The sequence below is a fragment of the Dickeya ananatis genome (assembly GCF_019464615.1).
Classification (GTDB): Bacteria; Pseudomonadota; Gammaproteobacteria; order Enterobacterales; family Enterobacteriaceae; genus Dickeya; species Dickeya oryzae.
Map to the genome: position 1 here is coordinate 814,012 of NZ_CP040816.1, position 23,083 is coordinate 837,094.

Sequence of the window (23,083 nt, forward strand, 5' to 3'; positions counted from 1 at the left end):
CCGGGTTGGATCGAATTTTTGGTGTAGCGCGCCGATGACATCGTCAGACTCGATAACCAGCGTTTCTACCGGCATCACGGCCTCGCGCCAGACCACCTGCACGGCTTCATCCAGGCCTTCCCAGACGATCGCCGTGCGCAGAATGTCGTGACGCTGGATCACCGCTTGCAAGGCGCTGAGGAATTCGGTCAGTCGGTTTTTATCGCTGAAACTCAACATCAGTGGAGAGATATAGGCATCGCCGACGGGGGTCAGCAGATGGTGGAACAGAATACCGGTCTGTAGCGGCGCCAGCGGGTAAATGTCCTGCACATTACGTGCACCGCCCGGCACGGTCGCCACCACGGCATCGATCTGCGCCTGCGTTAATGCAACCAGCGGCAGCATGGCCGGGGTGATCTGTTCACACTGCAGGGGGATCAGATTGTCCGGTATGGCGTCGGTCGTGGTGGTGGCGGTCAACGTAGTCGCCAGTGCGGCCAGTGTTGGCTGTCTGAACAGTTCACTGACCGAGAGTGTATACCCCACCCGGCGCAGGCGTTCAGCCAGTTTAATCGCCAGCAGGGAATGGCCGCCGAGTTCGAAGAAGTGATCCTGCCGACCGATACGTTCAATCCCCAGCAGGTTCTGCCATATCGTGGCAATCGCCTGTTCGGTTGCAGTTTGCGGTGCCTCGTAGTTGGTGCGGGCAAAGGCGTTGTCATCTGGGTCGGGTAAGGCTTTGCGATCGACCTTGCCGTTCGGCGTCAGCGGCAGTGCGCTGAGCTGCACATAGGCCGACGGCACCATATACGCAGGCAGGTGCGCCGTCACATGCGCACGCAGTGTTTCAGCGGTAGCGTTGCCAACATACCAGGCGATCAGACGCTGTTCACCCTGAGCGCCGCGGCGGATCATGACGACGGTGTCGCTCACATCAGAGTCCGCCCGCAGGCAGGTTTCGATTTCACCGAGCTCGACCCGGAAACCGCGGATCTTGACCTGATCATCGTTACGGCCCAGATAATCGATGCGGCCATCGGCATACCAGCGGCCCAGATCACCGGTGCGGTACATGCGCGCGTTCGGCTCGGTTGAGAACGGGTCGACCAGGAAACGTTCGGCACTCAATTCTGGCTTGTTCAGGTAGCCTCGCGCCACTTGTACGCCGCCGATATAGAGTTCCCCTTCGACACCGACCGGTACCGGTTGTCCGGCTGCGTCAAGAATGTAGATTGCCATATTGGCCAGCGGCCGACCGATGGAGATCTCCGCCGTATCCTGCGGTTGAAAGCGCAGGGCGGTCGTATTCACCGTTGCTTCCGTCGGGCCGTAGAAGTTGAGCAGCGCCGGGCCTTCAGGGTAGTTCTCAAACCAGCTCTGTACCGCTGCTTCTGGCGCGGCTTCACCTCCGGTGCAGACAATTCGTAATGTTTCAGGCAGCGCTAATCCGGCGTGACACAGTTGTTTCCAGAACTGGGTGGGGATATCCGCGTAGGTGATGCGGTACGCACGGCAGTACTGCCAGAAGGCCTCCATGCTGCCTATCCAGTCATCGGTGCGCAGCACCAGCGTGGCACCGCAGCATAGCGAACCGAAAATATCGGCCACGGAATAGTCAAAGCCGATATTGGCAAACTGAACCACGCGGTCGTGTCGGGTCAGCGCACAATACTGCGCCTGAGACATCGCCAGATGCGCGACATGACGATGCTCGATCATCACACCTTTCGGTTTTCCGGTCGAGCCGGAGGTATAAATCACATAGGCCAGATGCGCTGGTGTCAGACCCAGTCGCGCCGGGGGAATATTATCGGTTGGGTAGACAATCTGACGCGGCGACGCCTGCTCCAGTTCAATCACGGCGTGTGGTGTCGCCGTGTCCGCAGACAGGCAGGTCAGCTGTGCGCGCAGGGTGGATGTCGTGATCAGCGCCACCGGTTCACTGTCGGCCAGCATGTAACCTAAACGCTCTGGCGGGTAGGTGATATCCAGCGGCACGTAGGCTCCGCCCGCTTTTAACGTTGCCAGCAGTGCCACGATCAGTTCAGGGCTGCGCTCCAGGGCAATCGCTACGCGATTATCCGGCCGGACACCCAGTTCAACCAACCGATGCGCCAGTTGATTCGCTCGACGGTTCAGTTCACCGTAACTCAATGACTGCTCGTTGAAGACCACCGCCGTGGCATCCGGTTGCTGTTCGACTTGCTGCTCAAACAACTCATGCACACACAGACCTGACGGGAATGCGGTATGGGTTGCATTGAAATCGTACAGCACCCGCTGTCGTTCCGCTTCCGGCAGCACGGGCAGCGTGTTGATTGCCTGCGTCGGGGTTTGTTCCAGCGCGTCGATCAGCGCGTTCAACGTCGTCAGGAGCATCTGACCAACCCGTTCGGCACCGATGCGCGGGTCGACCTGAACATCAAGGCTAAAGTGTTTGCCGCCGTGGTCATTGACCGAAAGGTCGACCGGGTAATTGGAGCGTTCCTGACTGAACAGAATGTGCATACCGTCGATGCCAGAGCGCTGCGTGGCATCCAGTTGCTGACTGCCGCCATCGTAGCGGTAATTGAGCAGGCTGGTGAACAGTGGACTTTGGGCATCAACGCCGCTGCATTGCTGAATTTCAGCCAGCGAGGCGTGTTCAAAACGCAGCAACCCGGCCAGGCTATCGTGTGTCTGGCGCAGCGCCTGTTCGACACTCACCTGCGCCAGCGACAGGCGCAACGGCAGGGTGTTCAGGAACATGCCCAGCACCCGGTCTGCGCCTTCACCTCCGGCCATACGGCCAAACAGCACCGTGCCGAACACGACGTTGTCCTGCCCGGTGGTGGCCTGCACCACGCGACCCCAGGCGAGATGGAACAGGCTGGCTACGGTGACACCGTGCCGTTGTGACTGCGTCCGCAGCCGTTGCCCCAGGGCGTCTGACAGTGGCAGATGGTGTTCGTCGATGTGCTGCCCGCTGCCCTGAACATCGTGCAGCCCGAACGGGGCGCAGGGTTCGTCAATATCCCCGAGCTGTGCCCGGAAATAGTCCTGCTGTGCCTGCGCATCCGTCTGCTGACGGGCGAGGGCGACAAACTGCCGGAACGGCAGCGGGGCCGGTAACTGGTCGGCCTTGCCTTCAAGGTGTGCCTGAACCTCTTCGAGCAATAGCTCCAGTGTGGTGTGGTCCATGCACAGGTGGTGGTGCAGCAGGCACAGCAGCCAGCGGTTATTCACCGGGTCGGCGACCTGATAACTCTGGATCATCGGTGCCTGAGCGATATTCATCTGCAACTGCGCCGGGGTAAAACGCTGTTGCAGGGCATCGGCGACATCGTCGGATTGGATAACCAGCGTTTCCACCGGCATCAGCGCTTCGCGCCAGACCACCTGAACGGCCTCGTCCAGCCCCTCCCAGACGACCGCTGTGCGCAGAATGTCGTGACGCTGGATGACTGCCTGCAAGGCGGCAATAAAATGATCCAGCCCGTCCTTTTCCTCAAAGCTGAGGATGGAGCGCGTGATATAGGCATCCCCTACCGGTTGCAGCAGATGGTGGAACAGAATGCCGGTCTGGAGTGGTGCCAGCGGGTAGATATCCTGCACATTACGGGCACCGCCCGGTACGGTCGCCAGCACGGCATCGATCTGCGCCTGCGTTAATGCCACCAGCGGCAGCATGGCCGGGGTGATCTGTTCACACTGCAGGGGGAGCAGATTGGCTGGTACGCTGTCGGCGGTGGTGCTGGCTGTCAGTGTGGCGGCCAGTGCGGCCAGCGTCGGCTGCCTGAACAGCTCGCTGACGGCGAGCGTATACCCCGCCCGGCGCAGGCGTTCGATCAGTTTAATCGCCAGCAGGGAGTGGCCGCCGAGCTCGAAGAAGTGATCCTGCCGCCCGATACGTTCAATCCCCAGCAGGTTCTGCCATATCGTGGCAATCGCCTGTTCGGTTGCGTTTTGCGGTGCCTCGTAGTGAGTACGGACAAAAGCGCTGTCATCCGGCGCGGGCAGGGCGTTGCGGTCCACCTTGCCATGCCGGGTCAGCGGTATCTGGGCAAGCAGCACGTAGGCTGACGGCACCATAAAATCGGGCAGACGGCGCGCGAGCTGCTGTTTCAGTGCCTCAATGGAAACGGATGCATCTGAAATGGATGTATCCGAGAGTGTGTAATAGGCCACCAGACGGTGATCGCCGGTATCGGTGCGTTGGGCGATGACCACCGCATCACTAATCCCGTCGCATGACTGCAACGCCGATTCAACTTCGCCAGGTTCAATACGAAAGCCGCGAATTTTGACCTGAAAGTCGTTACGGCCGAGGTAGTCAAGGGTGCCGTCAGCATTCCAGCGTGCAAGGTCTCCGGCGCGGTACATCCGTGCCCCCGGCTCGTGAACAAACGGGTCATCCAGAAAACGCTCCGCTGTCAGGTCGGGGCGGTTCAGGTAGCCGCGTGCCACCCCCATCCCACCGATATAGATTTCACCGACTACCCCAACCGGCACCGGCTGACGGTGTTCATCCAGAATATACATCCGGGTATTGGCGATCGGACGACCGATCGGCACCGCACCGGTGCTGCACAGATCGCTCAGTGTATGCATACAACACCCCACCACAGTCTCGGTCGGGCCGTATTCGTTCACTATGCGCACATCGGGCCGGTGCTGTCGCCAGAAACTCACATGGCGCTCCAGCACGGCTTCCCCGCCGAGAATGAATTGCTGCAAACCGGGCAGCGTGGCGATGTCGATACCGTTCGGATCACTGATCAGCAGACGGCTTAATGCATCCAGATAGGAGGGCGTCAGCTTGATAAAGCTGAACGGCTCGCCGGACACCAGCGCATGGTACAGCGATGTGATTTCATCCTGACTATCGACGATATACAGCGTCTTACCGACCAGAATCGGTACAAATACACTGGTAATGGTGGCATCAAAACCGATGGATGAGTTCATCGGGATGCGGTCACCGGCGGTGTTCGGGTAGGTTTGTAGGCTCCAGAACAGGTAGTTCATCAGGCTGCGATGTTCGATCATGACACCCTTGGGCCGCCCGGTGGAGCCGGAGGTGTAGATGACATAGGCCAGATGACGCGGTGTCAGGCCGAGGGTCGCCGGTGCGATATTGTCAGTCGGGCAGGTGGCCCACGGCTGGGCGTCACTGTCCAGTTCGACAACCGCCAGCTCAGCGGTGGTCTGCGTGATGAGTGCAGTGCGTACCGTGCGGGTGGTAATCAGCGCTACCGGTGCACTGTCGGCCAGCATGTCACTCAATCGTTGTGAGGCATAACCCGGGTCAATCGGCACATAGGCCCCACCGGCTTTCAGGGTCGCCAGCAGTGCCACGATAAGCTCAGGGCGGCGCTCCAGTGCAATCGCCACACGATTATCCGGTTTGACACCCAATTCAATCAGCCAGTGCGCCAGTTGGTTGGCCTGTTCATTCAGTTCGCGATAGCTCAGTGACTGCCCTTCGAAGACCACGGCGATGGCATCCGGCGAGCGCGCGGCCTGCTGCTCAAACCGTTCATGGATGCACTGATCCGCCGGGAAGTCCGCCGCGGTGTTATTAAAACCGTACAGCACCTGCTGGCGTTCCGCATCTGGCAGGATATTCAGCGCTGGTACGGGCTGCTCTGGTGTTTGTTCTAATGCATTAGCCAGTTCTGCCAGCGCCGCCAGCATCATCTGACCGGCGCGTGCTGCGCCAATACGCTGGTCGACCTGAACATCCAGACTGAAGCCCACACCATGGTGGTCATTGACCGAGATATTAACCGGGTAGTGGGTACGCTCCTGACTGAACAGGATGTGCATCCCCGTGATGCCGGGCCGTTCTGTGGTGTCCAGTTGCTGACTGCCGCCGTCGTAACGGTAGTTGAGCAGGCTGGTGAACAGTGGGCTTTGTGCATCAACGCCACTGTATTGCTGAATTTCAGCCAGCGAGGCGTGCTCGACGTTCAGCAGGTCGGCCAGGCTGTCGTGCGTCTGGCGCAGTGCCTGTTCGACACTCACCTGACCCAGCGACAGGCGTAACGGCAGGGTGTTCAGGAACATGCCCAGCACCCGGTCAGCGCCTTCACCACCGGCCATACGGCCAAACAGCACGGTGCCGAACACGACGTTATCCTGCCCGGTGGTGGCCTGCACCACGCGGCCCCACGCCAGATGGAACAGGCTGGCTACGGTGACGCCACGGTGTTGTGACTGCGCCCGCAGCCGTTGCGCCAGTTCGCTTTCAAGCAGTAAATGACATTCTTCAATGCGCCCGACGTCCTGACCGTCACCCTGAATATCGAGCAGCCCAAACGGCGCACAGGGCGCGTCAATATCCCCGAGTTGTGCCCGGAAATAGTCCTGCTGCGCCGATTGTTGTGCCGGTATAGCCGTTTGTTGACGGGCGAGGGCGACAAACTGCCGGAACGGCAGCGGAGTGGGTAACTGGTCGGCCTTGCCTTCAAGGTGCGCCTGCACCTCTTCCAGCAGCAGTTCCAGCGTGGTGTGGTCCATACACAAATGGTGGTGCAGCAGGCACAACAGCCAGCGGTTATTGGCCGGGTCGGCGACCTGATACCCCTGGATCATCGGTGCCTGAGCAAGGTTCATGGATAAACGCGTCGGATCGAATTTTTGGTGCAACGCCCCGATGACATCGTCGGACTGGATAACCAGCGTTTCCACCGGCATCAGCGCCTCGCGCCAGACCACCTGCACGGCGTCATCCAGCCCTTCCCAGACGACCGCCGTGCGCAGAATATCGTGGCGCTGGATCACCGCCTGTAAGGCGGCAATGAAATGATCCAGCCCGGCTTGCGTCTCAAAGCTCAGGATGGAGCGGGTGATATAGGCATCCCCCACCGGTTGCAGCAGGTGGTGGAACAGAATACCGGTCTGGAGCGGTGCTAGCGGGTAGATATCCTGCACATTACGGGCACCGCCCGGCACGGTCGCCACTACGGTATCGATCTGCGCCTGCGTCAGTTCCACCAGCGGTAGCATGGCCGGGGTGATCTGTTCAGCATGCAGGGGGATTAGTGTAGCCGGTACGGCGTCGGTCGTGATGGTTTGGGTCAGTGTGGCGGCGAGAGCGGCCAGTGTTGGCTGTTTGAACAACTGACTGACAGAGAGCGTATAACCGGCCCGGCGCAAACGTTCGAGCAAGGTAATCGCCAGCAGGGAATGGCCGCCCAGTGCGAAGAAATGATCCTGACGACCGACGTGGTCGATACCGAGCAGATCCTGCCAGAGGGTAGCCAAAAGCTGTTCGCGCTCACCCTGTGGGGCTTCGTATTCGGTGCGCACCACATCGTGCTCGGTGGGTTCCGGCAGGGCCTTGCGATCGACCTTACCATTTGGCGTCAGCGGCAGAGTTTCAAGGTGAATATACGCGCCCGGCAACATGTGAACCGGTAACTGAGCGGCAAGATGTGCATGCAGCCCGGTTACCCCGGCATGACCGGTAAACCAGGCAATCAGCCGTGGCTGATTGTGTTGATCCGCTCGGGCCATGACGATGACGTCCGTGACACCGGCACAGTGGCGTGCGCAGGACTCAATTTCACCCAGCTCGATGCGAAAACCGCGGATCTTGACCTGAAAGTCGTTACGGCCAAGATAGTCAATGGTGCCATCGGCGTGCCAGCGCCCCAGATCACCTGTCTTATACAGGCGTGCGCCGGGTGTAGATGAAAACGGGTCGGGAATGAAACGTTCGGCACTCAGTTCTGGCCGGTTCAGGTAGCCGCGCGCAACCTGTATCCCGCCAATATGGAGTTCACCCACCACCCCGACAGGAACCGGGCGCCCTTGCGGGTCGAGAATATACATGCGGACATTGGCTTTGGGCCGACCGATGGAGACCAGCACGCTGTCGGTGTCATAGGCGCAAGCCCAGCCGGTGACGTCCACGGCGGCTTCCGTCGGCCCATAGAGGTTGTGCAGTTCCGTGTGGGGCAAATACTTGCTCGTCTGCCTGATGGTGGCGGCAGGCAGGGCTTCCCCGCTACAGAATATCGCTCGCAGACTGGGGCACTGACCGGGTTCCAGCACACTGAGAAAGTGACTCAACATCGGCGGGACAAAGTGAGCGATGGTCACCCGTGCCTGTTCAATCAGTGTGCTCAGATAATACGGGTCTTTATGGCCCTCCGGTTTAGCCAGCAGCAGGGTTGCACCGACCCATAACGGACAGAAAAACTCCCACACCGAGACATCAAAACTGAAGGGGGTTTTTTGCAGAATGATGTCTTGTGCGTTGAAGGCGTAGTCTTCAATCATCCAGGCCAGACGGTTGACCACGCCCCGGTGCTCATTCATCACGCCTTTGGGCTGACCGGTCGAGCCGGAGGTGTAGATAACATACGCCAGATGATGAGGCTTCAGGCCGATGTCGCTCGGGTTGATATTGCCTGTCGGGCATTGCTGCCACGGTGTGGTTTCGCCATCCAGCTCGATCAGGTGAATCGCGCTGGGCTGCGCAGACAGGAGGCTGACCCGGGCGCGGACAGACTGACTGGTGATCAGCACCGCAGGCTGGCTGTCATTGATCATGTAGGACAGCCGCTCCTCCGGATAATCCGGGTCCAGAGGCACGTAAGCGCCCCCGGCTTTCAAGGTTGCCAGCAGGGCGATAACCAGTTCATGACTGCGCTCCAGCGCGACACCGACCCGGCTGTCCGGCCCCACACCCTGTTGGTGCAGCCACCATGCCAGTTGGTTGGCCTGGCGGTTCAGCTCACCATAGCTGAGCGTCTTACCGTTAAGTGACAACGCTATCGCGTCTGGCTGTTGACGTGCCTGCGCTTCAAACGGCAGGTGGATATAGTCGCTGACAGGACCGGCGAGCTGCGCAGCATTCCACTGTTCCAGAATGCGGGCTCGCTCGCCGGGAACAAACAGCTCTCGCTCGCCGACAGGCTGCTCCTGATGCTGGTCGGCCTCAGCGATAAAACAGAGCAGACGCTGGAGATGGCTGTCCAGATCAGCGCTGCTGTACAAGGCCGCGTTGGCGTCCAGGTAAAATTCAAGACCATGCTCACCGAGGTCGGAGACGGTGACGGAAAGGTTGTCCACCGGGCCGAAGGCCAGATTGTGCTCGGCGGTGTTCAGGCCGTCGAACGTCACCTCACCTGACAGCGGCAGGAAGTTGAACGCGGTGGCATAAAATGTCCGGTTCTCTGTCGCCAGGCCGAGGTCGGTTCTTAACTGTTCGCCCCGGTAGCGTTGGTGGCGCAGCGCACTGCTTAAGCGGCCTTTCACCTGTTGCAGGCACTCGCTCAGGGTCAGGTCGGCTGACAGGGTTAAGCGCATCGGGACGATATTGGACGACATGCCTGCCAGGCTTCGATGCTGACGGGTCATTCTCGCCGTGACCGGCAGCCCCATGACCAGGTCGTTCTGGCCGGTCATCCGGTGCAGATAAATGGCGGTTAGGGCGGTCAATAACTGCGCAAGGCTGGCATCGTGTTGGCGGGCGAGGTCACGAACGCGCTGGCTTTCCTGAGGGTTCATGGCCCGCACTCGTCTGACAATATCAGCGCAACGCGCCTGCTGATTGGTCAGGCTGACTGGCGCCGGGGCGTTTTGCATCAACGTCAGCCAGTATTGGCGGTCACGCTCAAAGTGACTGGATGTGTGGTAATCCTGCTCCAGCGTCATCAAATCCTGAATGCCGCCGAAGGTGTGCTCTGACACCGGCTGTCCCTGCATCAGGGCTGAGTAGATGTCGGCAATACGGCGTGTCATCAGGGTTCCACTGTAACCATCGATCACCACATGGTGAGCGCACTGATAAAAGAAAAACCGTTTAGGCGCGATGCGCAGCAGGGCAAATGAAAAAAGCGGCCCCTGCTCAATATCAAAAGGCTGGTTCAGGTTTTCCCGCATCCATTGGATGGCACATTGCTCAGGGTACTGTTCGGTACTGAAATCCAGTGTGGGAAACGCCCAGCGTGGTGCTTCTAACACCCTCTGCACCGGTGTGGGGCCCGAGACATCAATGACTGATCGGAACGATTCGGTCTCTTCAATTGCCTGAGCAATAGCCACCTTCAATATATTGGCATCTACCTGACCACCAATATCAGTATATTTGGAAACCTTGAATACACTAGGTTGGGCATCCTGATTGACTTCCTGTGCCAGCCAGATGCCTTGCTGAGCGGTTGATAATGGAAACGAGGAGGGGGAGTTTGATGGGCGACGCTTTTTGTTATTACTCATATGAATTAGTCCCTGTTTAATCTGACACATCCTTTTGAAAAATCCAGAGTTACCTGTTTTGATGAGGGTGCAGGAACTTCAATCAAAACAAAAAGCGGTAACGCTCGTGTTGCATACTAACAATCCCATTATTAAATACAACGTAGGTTTATTAAATATGACGGAATGATTAGGATTGATTGCTCATCTGTATATGAAATATTTAAATTCATTTAATTAACTCAAGCTGTTTCCAAGTGAAGTAAAATTGTTTTCAGATGTTTTGTAACAAGTGGTTTGGATTAGAAAATAAGTAAGAAGTTATGTGGTTATTTTAATTATTTAGTGGGTTATTACTTCGCCGTTAGTAGTTAATTTATTTTTTGTGACCCTGTTCTAACCATGACCGTGATTTCGAAAATCGTCGCGCATGGACTATCGCCTCCTCATACACCCGTTTTGGTGAAGGAGGCAACAGGCGCTATTACAGCGTTAGCGCATTGGTTACGGCTTCAGGCATGGAGGGGCGGCCGTTACTCAGGCAGGTCGCGACAAATGTGGCTTCTGCATACGTGATGCCATCAACCTTAATGTGTTGCACGAAGTTGACGCGGTTACGCTTCTCATTTTTTTCTAACTGGCAGGTAACCTCTAACCGATCACCTTTTTGCAGGCTTTTACGAAAACGCAGGGAATACTCAAGTACCATGTAGACTTTCCCTTGTTTAAACTCCTCTTCAATATCAATACCCAACGATTCTTTCATGAACGCGTGGCGTGTCCATTCCATATAGAATGGGTAATAGAGGCCATCGACGACGCCCTGAAAATCGAGATGGCTATCTTCAACGTCATAGTATTTTGAAAACATGTCTTATCTCATCCTGATTTGATGGTTACGGTGATAGTCCCGTTGATATACATCACTTCTGCTGTCGAAGAAATGAGAAAGTGTATCGAATAATAAAAGCAGGGATGTGATTGGGCCAGTGCTGTGCATTGCCAGCACAGGGTGCCGTTCGGGGTATCCACCACCCGCAGCTGGTTGCGACTGTCCCAGCGGTACTGCCACACCTGCGGGCGGTAGCCCGGCTGCACCACTTGTTTACGGATAAGCCGTCCGGCCTTGTCGTACTGGTAATGGGTGTCATCGTGCTGAACCAGTCTGCCAGACTGCCACTCGGTGAGGCGGCCTGCCTCCTGCGGCAGGCCGGTGCGGGTGTAGTGGAAGCGGGCGAGGGTGTCCACCGGTTTGCCCGCCCCGCATCAGGTTAGGCATGGGTAACAGGAGATAAATCACCGTCACTAAGCGGCGGCAAATAAAAAGCCGGAAGGATTGTTGGGATCGTTTCCAGCTTTATTTTTTATAATAAAATAAATTTTGACTCCCACTCTCGAAAAATATTCTCATATTGTTCATGATCAGGGATTGCAAAGGGAACTTTTTTCACGACACCCCTTAGTATTAGAAATAAATCATTTTTCAGCTCGTCATCACTTATATACTCTTTGATTCCTACAGCATATTGAAAGAGTGCTTCTTTATTCGGTATTTCAACTAACTCGTAAGGTTTAAGAACACATTTATCACTAGCCATAATTAATATTGAATCACCGATAGGGCACTTCATGTCAGCATTTTCCAATGCTTCTATCAATGGCTGGATATCAACCATTACTCGCCTATATGCTTTTGTATAAGCTCTATTTTTTGAGACAACAGCAATAGAGAAATTCATATTAATGATACACCGGGTTATAAGGTGGCATATGGCCAAAAATTCGTTCATATGTAGTAATGTAACGGAGTTCTAAAGCCTTGGCAGCAGCCTTCCCTTCAACTGTTGCCAAATGTTTAGGATAGGTTTTGATACCCATTCCATTGAATCTTTTTTGGTGTTCAGCAAAACACGCCATGTAACCTCGTCCAGTTTCACCAAAATGGTTTTTAAAGGGAAAAATGATATCGTCATTTTCCCTAAGTCAAACTTGAGCAAAAAGTTGCGCAGACTTCCCGAAAAAACGGCATCCATTGCGCAAACAGGGATTTATGCTGGAAAGTGAGCAAAAAATTGCGCAGATTTTGCATTTGTTCTGCAAAAAGGCGAATTGTGGAGCGCTGCGACCGTGTTTTTTGTGATGTCGCTCTCTTTTGTGTGAGGAGGAGCGCGTCGGGCTGGAGCCTTATTTGAACGCATACGCCAGACCGGCACTGACGCCGTAGTCCTCTTTTCGGGTGTTACCGCCAAACTGGCTGGAATACTGCAACCAGGTATGCCAATGGGAGGTGATATCGACCGCGACCCCGGCATTGGCCATGCCCCAGTTTTTCTCTGAAGCCGCACCTGGCATCGTGAAAGCACCGTTCATGGTGTTCAGCCCGGCCGTTATCTGCGGGGGATGTGCCATATAATCGTGATTCCAGGCCACGTCTACAAAAGGGCTGATTCCTAAACCAGACAGGTTCCATAACGCCTGCACTCGCCAGCCAAGGCTGGAAACCAGAGATTGACGACGTTGTGATGAAAACCACATGGCGGAGCTGTCATCACCGCGTTCACTGTAGCCGTCGACCTTAACGAACTGACGCTCAAGACGGGCAAAGGGGCCGGTTTTGACGGGGCCCAGATTGAACCACCAGCCACCGTCAATACCACCGCCAACATGATACCCGTCTACTGAGCCAGACTCCTGACGATTAGCCGGGCCAATATGAAGGGTGCGATAAGCATTATCGAAGCTGGAACGCCCGGTGTTGGCAAATGCACTCAGCCAGGCGTGCTCCTGATGATAAACTCCGTAAAGTGCGAGGCTGCTGTCATACAGTGTGTAGCCCGCGTCATCACCGTTCGTGCGTTGGTGAGACTGGGTTACCACTACGCCAGTGTTAAGATTCTCGCTCCATTTCACGTCACCGCCGAGAGAGATAAAGCGATTATTCCCTGTGCTGGACTGGGGGGTATTGCTTGATCCGGCATGATTGTCATCGCCACTCACCAATACCCGCGTTTCACTGGCATCGGTATCAGCCAGAATTTCATTGTGCAATAAACGGTACTGGGACGCAGTGGCGGCGAGTGGACCTTTACTCAGTAGTGAAATTTTACCGGGTGCTGCAATTTCAGAGAGTACGATACTGGCCAGCATCTTGTAGCCCCCGGTAGTGGGATGGACCGTATCAGCAAAAAGATAGGTATTTTCCGTACCACTGGCGTAATCGCCAGGTTCACAGATAAGGGAGGAGAGCGTATTACACGCGCCACTACTGGTGTTGATAATGCCATAGGCTGACGGGTTGGCCATGATTTCAGCGAGAATGGCATAGGTATTGACTGGGATGATATTGAGCCCCCGCTGGCTTAATGTGGCAAGTCCGGCATTTAATGTCTGGTTATATTGATTAACAACTTCACGATATTTATTTTGCAGGTTGTGACTGACACCATCGGGGGTCGCGCCAAGATTGGGAAGGTTATACACCACGACATATCGCCCACCGGCTTCATACAGATTATTCAGCAGTGACAGTTCAGCGTTAGCGACCGGGATAATTTCCGACGTGGCCGTTGAAGGGGCTGATTCATAAATGGCATAGATATCATTGGAACCGCCCCACATTTGATAAAGTGTTGATGCGCTGGCCTGGTTATTTTTCAGATAACTGTCAACCTGAGACTGAATAGTCGGTGAGAAAAGAACACCCAGCGAATAATTATTGAGAATACCCGCGCCGCCCCAGGCATAGTTATTTCCACCCGAGGTGGAGTCGGTCGTAGACAGGCCCAGACCATCGGCAACATACATCGCTGTATTTTCACCGGGGTTAGTCGTAAATCGGGAAACACCAAGCCCTAACGCCTGAGAGAGGTTCCCCGCGTCACTCAGGCTATCACCAAAAACCACCACACTATTGAACGGTTCTGCTTCCACAGCCAGGGTATAAACGAAGAGTAGCGCCAGGAGGGGGATAATCCTGCGACGAATGACAGACCAAGGGTGACCGGGCATGATGGCATTGGCTGCATAATCCTTATTGAAGACTTTTCGATACAGTGACATATACGTGATGCTCCTGGTATTGGCATGGAAATGCTGATAACTATCGTGTTAGTGGAGATAGTGGTGTTAGTGGATATAATGAGTAAAAATAATGCTGCTCACTTTTTTATAAAATAAAATGCAATAACAAGTGCTACGGATTTGTTCTATTTTTTTTATGGGTATTTTTTTAATGTTGTGGGTATCATTGAATGTCGTAATGACAGTGGTATGTCAGTGGTGATATATGAGATATATCCTATCGTTGTGCTATTCTTCCTATGATGTTGTTTTATATATCTGTCTCGTTTTTATATGTTTCATGAAACAATTGAATTGGTAGTAAAGGAAGGTTTGTTGGCGGGTGCGATTATTTAAAACGGATTTTTTCGATATGGGTGATTATATTTCGGTGTTTTTGATTTTGTATTTTTTTATGGATGAATATGAGGAAGAGGACAGCGGGGCGATTCATGCCCTGCGCCGGTAGGCCGCAGGGCTAGTTTACTGACTACCAGAAGGGTTATTCGAAATAAACGTGCGGGTTTTCAGCCAGCGAAACGAACGTCTTGCTATTTTTATCCAGCGCGCGAATGACCCCGCTCTCAATGTCGTATACCCATCCATGCAGGCGCAATGCGTTGTCACGCAGTCCGACAGCGACGGAAGGGTGGGTTTTGATGTTATTCAACTGTGCGATAACGTTTTCTTCCACCATCGCATTCACTTTATCGGTTTCATTATCCCAGGTTTTTTTCTCCACCACCGCTTTCGCGGCGTCCGAATAACGTAACCAGTGTGCCACGGCCGGCATTGGGTCAAGGCACTGGCAGGAGGCGATGGCTTTCATCGCTCCACAGTTGGAATGACCACAGATGACGATATCGGTAACACCCAGCGCGACAACCGCATACTCAATCGTAGCGGAAACCCCACCGGGTTCCGGACCGAAAGAAGGCACGATGTTGCCGGCATTACGGATAACGAACAGCTGTCCGGGTTCCTGCTGGGTGACCAGTTCTGGTACCAGACGGCTGTCGGAGCAGGAAATGAACAGCGCTTTAGGATTCTGGCTGGATGCCAGACTGCGGAAGAGTTCCTTGCGTTGAGGAAATATATCTTTTTGAAAGCTGAGGAAACCCTCAATGATATGTTGCATAGCACGTTCTCTTTTTTGGCAGTGATCACGACATCATATACTCGTCAGGTTCTAAATTGCAGGTGTTGTCGATAGTGCAACCTGACTCGTTTCCTGGCCGCTATGTATTAACGACCAGGGACCTTCTTCTTAATTGATAATCATGCAACCGCTAAACGCAATCCCAAATCTTGCGGGTAGGGGTCGAAATAGTTTTGTGTCAACAGGTAACTGTCGGGGTGTTCCGCCAGATAGTGCTTCAGCAGTGTAATCGGCGCGAGAATGGGCAGGCGTCCAGCCCGATAACCGATAATCACCTCGCGCAGCTCTGCGCGCTGGCGATTGTTGAGCTGTTTACGGAAGTAGCCCTGGATATGCATCAGCACGTTAGTATGGTTTTTACGCGAAGCGGGTTGCCTGAGGATCGCCATCAGTTTGTAACGGTAGGCAATGAAAAACGCATCAAGGTCGTCCCATTCGTGAAGGCGGGCGACAAAAGGGCCTATCTCGCGGTAGCCAGCCTGATGGTGCGCCAGCAGCTGGAGTTTGTAGCGGCTGTGGAATGCCAGCAGGTTGTGGCGGGTTAATCCACCGGCACGCAGTTGGTTAAGCTCATGCAGCGCAAACAAACACTCGACGAAGTTCTCGCGCAATACCGGGTCGTGCAAGCGGCCATCTTCCTCGACAGGAAGCCAGGGGTAGGCTTTCATCAGGGCGGCGGTGAATAACCCGACGCCTGCTTTACGGCCACGGTGGCCTTGCTCATCGTAGAGTCTTACCCGTTCCATGCCGCAACTGGGGGATTTGGCACAGACGATGAACCCGGCAAGATTCCCGAGCGTGGGCAAATACCGGGCGGTGAAGTCGTGCATTTTTTCTGTCATGTCTTGCTGGGTGTCATGGCTCATGCGCATGCGGATATCACCGCTGGCAGTCTGAATAAGGCGCAGCGCCGGACGAGGAACCGGCAGGCCGATAGACATTTCCGGGCAGACGGGCCTGAACGCTATCCACGGCGACAGTTCATCCATCACGAAACGCAGCCGTTTATGCCCGCCGTCAAAGCGTACCGCTGAGCCAGTCAGACAGCCGCTAATACCCAGAACGGGTTTGCTGTCGATGCTGCCTGTTATGGTATGGTTGTTAGTGGCATGGTTGTTAATGGCGTGATTGTTTTCTGGGTGATTGTTCATGGCGTTGCCCCTTTACTGAAAAACAGGGTGACGTAGCCTGCGGTGAGGCCGAATTTCGTCATTTCTGTTTTATTGAACAGGTGGCTGTCGTCTTGCTGGAACATCCAGTCATCAAAGTTGAGCAGCCAGATTGCGCCGTCTGCCTTGACGTTCATGCTGTACTGCCAGTGAAAGGCATTGCCTGATGCCTGACCGTAGGCAACCCCTTCAATGTCTCCGGCAGTGCCTTCATACCTATCATCGCCCATCCGGCGGATATGCCAGACGCGTTGCTGGCGTTCGCCGTCGTCATAGACAAAGTGTTCGTTGAGTGTCAGCGTATCGCCCGCGACATCGCCACGAATGGCGACGTGAAAGCGGCGTAGTTGTTTACCGTGACGGTCCTGTACCATCCCCCAGGCTTGCGTCTGGCCCTGAAAATAGTGGAAGAGATCGAAGCGTGGCTGTTGGCTGCGGTAGTCGGTGATGTCTGTGCTACAACCCGTGAGCAGCATCGTCATCGTCAATACGAAGAGCAAAAAGCGTTTCATCGTTCACCCCCAAGTAATTGCTGGCGTAATGCGGGATAGTGGGTCTGTGGGCTCAGCCAGATAGACAGAAAACACACGCTAAAAGCGGCTGATTGAACCGGGCCCAGTGGCATAAACTGGCTCTGCGACGATGAGGGGCGATACCAGAATTGCCCTTGCCGGTTGCTGGTCACAAAAGCCAGTTGTGACCCTTCATCTACACTGGGCCATAACTGCGCCAGCATGTGCAGCCACGCTTCGCTCTGCGGTTCTCTGTCCAGAATTCCCAGCGTCTGCCACTGTTCACGTGTGGCATCGACCAGTGTTTCACTGTCGATACGCCGCTGATAGGTAATAATCAGCGCCTGATCCTGTTGCAGTCCGCTGTGGCGTCCATCTGGTGTACGCAACTGCGAGTGATATACCGCAAACGGCCCGAAGCGCAGCGTCGCGTCGCCAACGTTGCGCCAGTGCGCCCAGTCGGCGGCCTGTGCTGAGGTGAGATACAGCGCGGCAACCAACAAGGCCAGCAAGGGCACGCGCTGTTTCATCGTTGCCTCCCTGCTTATCCGTAGCGCCTGCATGTCACACCCGCTCGGCGGTCAATTGCACCACGCTGATGGTGCGCGCGTTAAATCCAGCTTCGCAGTAGCCGAAGTAGTACAACCACATGCGACGAAACCGGGTGTCGAACCCCAGCCGTTCTATCTCCGGCCAGGCCAGCAGGAAGCGCTGTCGCCAGTGTGCCAGCGTTTGGGCGTAGTGCGGCCCCATATCGAACAGGTTACGCAGTACAAAATCGGTATGACGCGTCATCAGGGAACTGATGGCGGTGACGCTGGGTAAAAAGCCGCCGGGGAAAATGTAGCGCTGAATGAAATCAACGCTTTTGCTGTAATCGTGATAGCGCTGATCCTGAATGGTGATGGCCTGAATCGCCATTTTCCCACCTGGACGCAGGCGTGCCTGACACGTCTTGAAAAACTGTGGTAGAAACGCTTTGCCGACCGCTTCAATCATTTCGACTGACACCAGTTTGTCGAACTGACCGGTGAGATCGCGGTAGTCGCACAACAGCACTGTCACCCGGTCTTGCAGGCCTGCCTGGGCGATACGAGCTAGCGCATAGTGATACTGCTCCTGAGAGAGCGTGGTGGTCGTGACCCGGCAGCCGTAATGACGTGCCGCGAACTCCGCCAGCGCCCCCCAGCCGGTGCCGATTTCAAGCAGGTGATCGTCCGGCGTCAGTGTAAGCTCTTCGCACAAACGCCGCATTTTGGCTTGCTGCGCACTGGCGAGGTCCGGCGTGTCGGGGGTGAATAACGCGCTGGAATAGAGCAGTCCCTCATCAAGAAACTGCTGGTAAAACATATTGCCGAGATCGTAATGGGCGGCGATGTTCTCGCGTGCCTGCTGGCGATGATTGCGACGCGTCCAGTGCCATAGTCGCTGAAAGGGTTGGCCCAGAATACGAAAGCCATTTTCCAGCCGACTCAGCACCCCGGCATTCGCAGCCATGATCTGCAGTAGTTCGGTGAGCTGATCGGTTTCCCACTCACCCTCCATCCAGGACTCCGCCGCCGCGATGCTACCGCCGGTCAGCAGGCGTGCGTAAATACCGGGTGAAAGGATGTTGACCTCGGCACGCAGGGGCGAGGTGGTATCGCCAAAATGGATGCTCTGGTTGCCGTCGTGGAGGGTCAGCGAACCTTGCTGTATACCCGCCAACAGGCGGAACAACAGCCAGCGTGCAAAGCGAATCGTTGCTGTGCGCGGCACATCGGACTCAAGCGCAAAAACGGGGTCAGTCATGAGCGTTCACTCCTGCTGGTGGGGTGGTTATAAATCGGCACACGTTTGAGCCACAACAACAGCGCCTGCCAGTAAATCGCCACCACGGTCTTCAGTGTCATGACGGGGATGCTAATTTGCATCTGGCGCAAGTGCAGGGGGGTTAATGGCTTACGCGATAGCGTCAGCGTGGCATCGAATACTTTTTCATCTCGCTGTTTTTCATCCTGCTGGTTTTCATCCACGGCTTGATGATTTTCGATATGCATATGCAGCGTTTTACCGGGGCAGTTGAACCGCCAGTGATAGACCATCTCCATCGGGTTGAACGGAGAAACGTGAAACGCTTTGGCGATGGGGCGGGTCTCTTGCGCGTTAACCGCGTAATAGTGCCGTTCATTCCACGGCGTGTTGCGCACTTCAGCCAGAATCCAGCGCAGGGTTTCGCTGGCGTCAAAGCAGTAATAAAAGTTCACCGGGTTAAAATGAAAGCCCAGATAGCGCAACTGGGTTAATAGCATCACTTTGCCGTCAGGGTGTTCACCGGTCAGTGCCGCCAGCCGATTCAGGGCGTTTTCTTTGAGCGGCGTACCCAGCGGGTAGTCGCTGTCGTAAAAGGCGACGGTGGCAAATTGATTACGGCGGATGCCTAACGACGACAGATTATCCAGGTCGTCGAGATCCAGATACGCCAGAAAGACGTCATAACAAAACTGATGTACGCGCGGCTGCCAACGTCGGTGGCGCAACACGCCGCGATAGAGACAGCTATTCATCGTTCCTCCCATCGGCGATGCCCTTAACCACATCCAGCGCGCTGCGTACCCCATCTTCGTGGAACCCGTTGTACCAGTAAGCCCCGCAAAACCAGCTACGTCGCTGGCCGTTGATTTCGGCGCGTCGTGACTGCGCCCGCCAGCTTTTCGGCGTAAACCGTGGGTGCTCATAGACAAAGCGCTGCCAGACATCGCGTTCATCAATCGGGGCGTCAGGATTGAGGGTGACGCAGAACAAGGGGCTGCCTTCCGGCAACCCTTGTAAAATATTCATGTTATAGGTGACACAGGCGCTGGCCTGATCGTCGTGAGGCAGGCGATAGTTCCAACTGGCCCAGGCTGCAGGCCGCACCGGTAGCCAGCGTTTATCGCTGTGCAGTACCACCTCGTTACGTTGCCAGCCGATATCCCCCAGAATCTCCGTCTCTGCGTGGCTGGCTTCATCAAGCAGGGCGAGTGCCTGCCCGGAGTGGCAGGCGAAAATCACCTGATCGACGGTCATGGTGTTGTCCGCCAGGCAGATATCCACCCCCTGGTCGTGGCGTACGACGCGTTGCACCGGCGAGTTGACGCAAAGCGTGAAGCGGTTTTCCAACTGGTTGAGCAGGGCGCGAACGTATTCCCGCGAGCCGCCGGGCACCACGTACCACTGAGGGCGCTGTGTAATATCCAGCAGCCCGTGGTTTTCAAAAAAGCGCAAAAACAGGGCGAGTGGAAAACGGCGCATCTCCTGCAAGGAAGAGGACCAGATCGCCGCCCCCATCGGCAAAATATAGTGGCGGGCGAAAAAGGCGTTAAATTTGTGGCGTGACAAGAAGGTGTGCAGTGTTTCGTCGTCGCCGACCGGTTGCGTCACCGCCTGTTTCGCCAGACGATTAAACCGGACGATGTCTTTTAACAGCTCCCAAAATCGGGGGTTAACCAGGTTACTGCGCTGCGCAAACAGTGAGCTCAGTGAGTGGCCGTTATACTCAAGCCCACTCGCTGGGTTATGCACCGAAAAGCTCATCTCCGTTTTCTGTCCGCTGATACCCAGTTCGCTCAATAGCCCCATAAAGCGCGGGTAGGTACGATCGTTATAGACGATGAAACCGGTATCGATGGCATAGGTACCAGAGGGTGTGGTGACATCCACTGTGGCGGTGTGACCACCGGGGGTAGGGCCGGCCTCCAGCATGATGACGTCATGGTGCCCGGCCAGCCGCCATGCGCAGGTCAACCCGGCGATGCCACTGCCGATAATAGCGATTTTCATGGTCTTATCATCCTGCGCAACAGTGCGCGTTGAGCGATACCGGGGAGCCACGACAGCAGACGCAGTAGTGCGCCAAACCCGGCTGGAAAGGCGATATGTGATTTCCCTGCCGTAATGCCGCGTCGTATCGCCGTTACTGCCTGTTCAACGGTGACGAGGCCGGGCATCGAAAAATCGTTCTTACGGGTAAGCGGGGTATCGACAAAGCCTGGTGAAACGACGGTGACGGCGATGCCTTTGGGCTCCCAGTCCAACCGCAGGCTTTCAGCAAACCAGCTCAGCGCCGCTTTCGATGCGCCATATGCCTCTGCCCGCGGAAAGGGGAGCCAGTGCGCCATAGAGCTGACCAGCACCACACGGCTACCGGGGGCCAGTTGCCCCTGCAAGGCTGACAGGCAATTGATTGGGCCGATGAAATTGGTATTCATAACCCGTGATACCCGTTCCGGGTCGATAACGCCGTGGTCGATATATTCACAGGTACCGGCGCAGAGCACGGCCAGACTGATGCGGCAGTCGGCCAGTGCCGCATGGCAGGCCTGGCTATCTGTCATATCAAATTGACGAACGGTGATATGCGGACTGTACTGACGCAGTGCGTTCAGGCGCTCGATATCCCTGCCGCAGGCAATAACAACGTGACCCTCGTCGGCCCAGGATTTCGCCAGCGCTTCGCCAATGCCTGAACTGGCACCGGTAATAAGTACGGTGGTCATGATGGGCGAACCTTCTTCTTCACGTGGCGAAGCGCCCACCCCAGTACCGGAAGATGTTCGTAGAGCATTTCTCCGGCGTCGTAGTAATCACGCTGATATGTGATACGGGCTTGTTGTTGATGATTGTGTTGATGTTGTACCTCGATGAGGGAGCAGCCTGCCAAAGACAGCATGTTTCCACCTGCGATACGCGGGTGTGACCAGTGCATCGTCCAGCTCACGGCGAAGCGGCGGGTGTCGAAGATCGGGGCGTCAACGATGAAATAACAGTAGCGGGTATGTTCCAGCAGGTACGAGAAATAGCGCTGGATGGCCGGTAGCCCTTGATGCTGCCCAAACGGGTCGGTCAGTACCGCATCCGGGTGATAGAGCGCAGACAGCCTCTCCAGAGGTTGGGTAGCCAGCGAGGCATAAAAGTCAGCAAACTCATCGAATACAGGTTGTAGTGTGCTCATGCGCGTTACCCTTGTCGTGGGCAATCCTGAATCAACGTGGTATAGAGATAAAACTTACACAAACTTAAATTCTTGTCTAAGTTTTTTCTAAATTAATTTTTATAGTCATTGAAAATCAATGAATTAAATTTTCATCAGAACCGATGATTTTGATAGGTAATGAGAGATGGCTTGTCGGGGGATACCCTGTCCACGTGAATCGTTAACCGTGAAACGTTGGCGGTAGACGAATGCGGCAGGGATTTTCAGCAGAGGTAAGACAGCGTTTACGCGACGGAGGTGGCCTGTAATAAAATAATCTCCAGTGACGCCACGTGTTCACGCCACTTGTCGATTTGCTTTTTTCGCGCCACGGTGAGCGTCCCGCTAGTGACCAGCAACCATTGTCTGTCCGGGAAAATTTCCGGCGCAGGCATGGCAGGAGAGAGCGGCAGGACATGAATGCGGTGACCCTGTCCGGTACGTTTTAGCGCTTCCAGCCAGATTTCGCACGGGTCGGTCAATTGCCAGCCGCCAATCAGGTAATTGTCGCCAGGTGCTTTTCTGTCACCTTCGAGGCAAAACGACGTGTAGGAAATAATCAGGCCATCGAGTATTTCGCGCAGCGTCATCATAGCGGGGGTATTGGCCGATACCTGGCGTCGTAGCGGGCGTAGCACTTCATTGACCATTTCCGGCCTGGGGTATTCGCGGCCTGTGTCGTAGATAAGCTGGCGCAGCGATTCGATGCGGCCTTCTTTAAGGCGCAGGAGCATGGTTTCCTGCAAGGTCGCCCAGTTATTGCTTCGCTGCGCTTGTGGGCGTTCCAGCAACGGTTTGACCTGGCTGACCGGAACCCCCTTTTTTACCCAGTCGAGGATTTTCAGCGCTTGTTGGACATCCGCATCGCTATATAACCGATGTCCACCTTCGGTGCGCAGCGGCTTGAGCAGACCGTAGCGACTCTGCCATGCCCTGAGCGTCGTGGCGTTAATACCGCAAAGTCTGGCAAATTCGCCGATGGAGTAGGACATAAAGGGCATCCGCTGAAAACTATTTT

14 protein-coding genes and 1 pseudogene (1 of these 15 cut by a window edge) are annotated in these 23,083 nt (G+C 55.3%); all 15 read right to left on the minus strand.

Annotation, left to right across the window (positions count from 1 at the left end; genetic code table 11):
* Nucleotides 1-10,194, minus strand: the 5' portion of a protein-coding gene (locus FGI04_RS03585) for a non-ribosomal peptide synthase/polyketide synthase (protein ID WP_434964878.1). 20,409 nt of this gene lie to the left of the window's left edge; the window shows 10,194 of its 30,603 coding nt (coding positions 1-10,194); its start codon is at nucleotides 10,192-10,194; the stop codon falls past the left edge of the window.
* A 463-nt stretch (nucleotides 10,195-10,657) separates the two neighbouring features.
* On the minus strand, nucleotides 10,658-11,044 hold the full coding sequence (locus FGI04_RS03590) for an acyl-CoA thioesterase (RefSeq protein ID WP_407336282.1): 387 nt from the start codon (nucleotides 11,042-11,044) through the stop codon (nucleotides 10,658-10,660).
* 143 nt (nucleotides 11,045-11,187) lie between these two features.
* Nucleotides 11,188-11,436 (minus strand): annotated as a pseudogene (locus FGI04_RS03595) (hypothetical protein); the annotation flags it as partial.
* A 101-nt stretch (nucleotides 11,437-11,537) separates the two neighbouring features.
* The gene (locus tag FGI04_RS03600; RefSeq protein WP_407336283.1) at nucleotides 11,538-11,912 is read right to left on the minus strand and encodes a hypothetical protein; all 375 of its coding nucleotides are present in this window, start codon (nucleotides 11,910-11,912) and stop codon (nucleotides 11,538-11,540) included.
* A 445-nt stretch (nucleotides 11,913-12,357) separates the two neighbouring features.
* Nucleotides 12,358-14,232, minus strand: coding sequence for an autotransporter domain-containing protein (locus FGI04_RS03605; RefSeq protein WP_434964879.1), 1,875 nt, complete (start codon nucleotides 14,230-14,232; stop codon nucleotides 12,358-12,360).
* Between the two features lie 502 nt (nucleotides 14,233-14,734).
* On the minus strand, nucleotides 14,735-15,370 hold the full coding sequence (locus FGI04_RS03610; RefSeq protein ID WP_012885684.1) for a carbonic anhydrase: 636 nt from the start codon (nucleotides 15,368-15,370) through the stop codon (nucleotides 14,735-14,737).
* Between the two features lie 140 nt (nucleotides 15,371-15,510).
* Complete coding sequence (locus tag FGI04_RS03615) at nucleotides 15,511-16,470, minus strand: YbgA family protein (protein ID WP_342700426.1); 960 nt, start codon at nucleotides 16,468-16,470, stop codon at nucleotides 15,511-15,513.
* 68 nt (nucleotides 16,471-16,538) lie between these two features.
* Nucleotides 16,539-17,072, minus strand: coding sequence for a DUF3833 domain-containing protein (locus FGI04_RS03620; protein ID WP_342700220.1), 534 nt, complete (start codon nucleotides 17,070-17,072; stop codon nucleotides 16,539-16,541).
* On the minus strand, nucleotides 17,069-17,602 hold the full coding sequence (locus tag FGI04_RS03625; protein WP_342700221.1) for a chalcone isomerase family protein: 534 nt from the start codon (nucleotides 17,600-17,602) through the stop codon (nucleotides 17,069-17,071). Before FGI04_RS03625 ends, FGI04_RS03620 begins: the two co-directional genes overlap by 4 nt.
* A gap of 34 nt (nucleotides 17,603-17,636) precedes the next feature.
* The gene (locus FGI04_RS03630) at nucleotides 17,637-18,863 is read right to left on the minus strand and encodes an SAM-dependent methyltransferase (RefSeq protein ID WP_407336284.1); all 1,227 of its coding nucleotides are present in this window, start codon (nucleotides 18,861-18,863) and stop codon (nucleotides 17,637-17,639) included.
* Nucleotides 18,860-19,618 carry a DUF1365 domain-containing protein gene (locus tag FGI04_RS03635; protein WP_407336285.1) on the minus strand — a complete coding sequence of 253 codons (759 nt, stop codon included), beginning with the start codon at nucleotides 19,616-19,618 and terminating at the stop codon, nucleotides 18,860-18,862. The genes FGI04_RS03630 and FGI04_RS03635 overlap by 4 nt, the downstream gene beginning before the upstream one ends.
* Nucleotides 19,611-20,873, minus strand: coding sequence for an NAD(P)/FAD-dependent oxidoreductase (locus FGI04_RS03640; RefSeq protein ID WP_407336286.1), 1,263 nt, complete (start codon nucleotides 20,871-20,873; stop codon nucleotides 19,611-19,613). The genes FGI04_RS03635 and FGI04_RS03640 overlap by 8 nt, the downstream gene beginning before the upstream one ends.
* The gene (locus FGI04_RS03645) at nucleotides 20,870-21,589 is read right to left on the minus strand and encodes an SDR family NAD(P)-dependent oxidoreductase (protein ID WP_407336287.1); all 720 of its coding nucleotides are present in this window, start codon (nucleotides 21,587-21,589) and stop codon (nucleotides 20,870-20,872) included. The genes FGI04_RS03640 and FGI04_RS03645 overlap by 4 nt, the downstream gene beginning before the upstream one ends.
* Nucleotides 21,586-22,044 carry a nuclear transport factor 2 family protein gene (locus FGI04_RS03650; protein WP_342700226.1) on the minus strand — a complete coding sequence of 153 codons (459 nt, stop codon included), beginning with the start codon at nucleotides 22,042-22,044 and terminating at the stop codon, nucleotides 21,586-21,588. The genes FGI04_RS03645 and FGI04_RS03650 overlap by 4 nt, the downstream gene beginning before the upstream one ends.
* A 266-nt stretch (nucleotides 22,045-22,310) precedes the next feature.
* Complete coding sequence (locus FGI04_RS03655) at nucleotides 22,311-23,057, minus strand: MerR family transcriptional regulator (protein WP_342700227.1); 747 nt, start codon at nucleotides 23,055-23,057, stop codon at nucleotides 22,311-22,313.
* Between the last annotated feature and the right edge of the window lie 26 nt (nucleotides 23,058-23,083).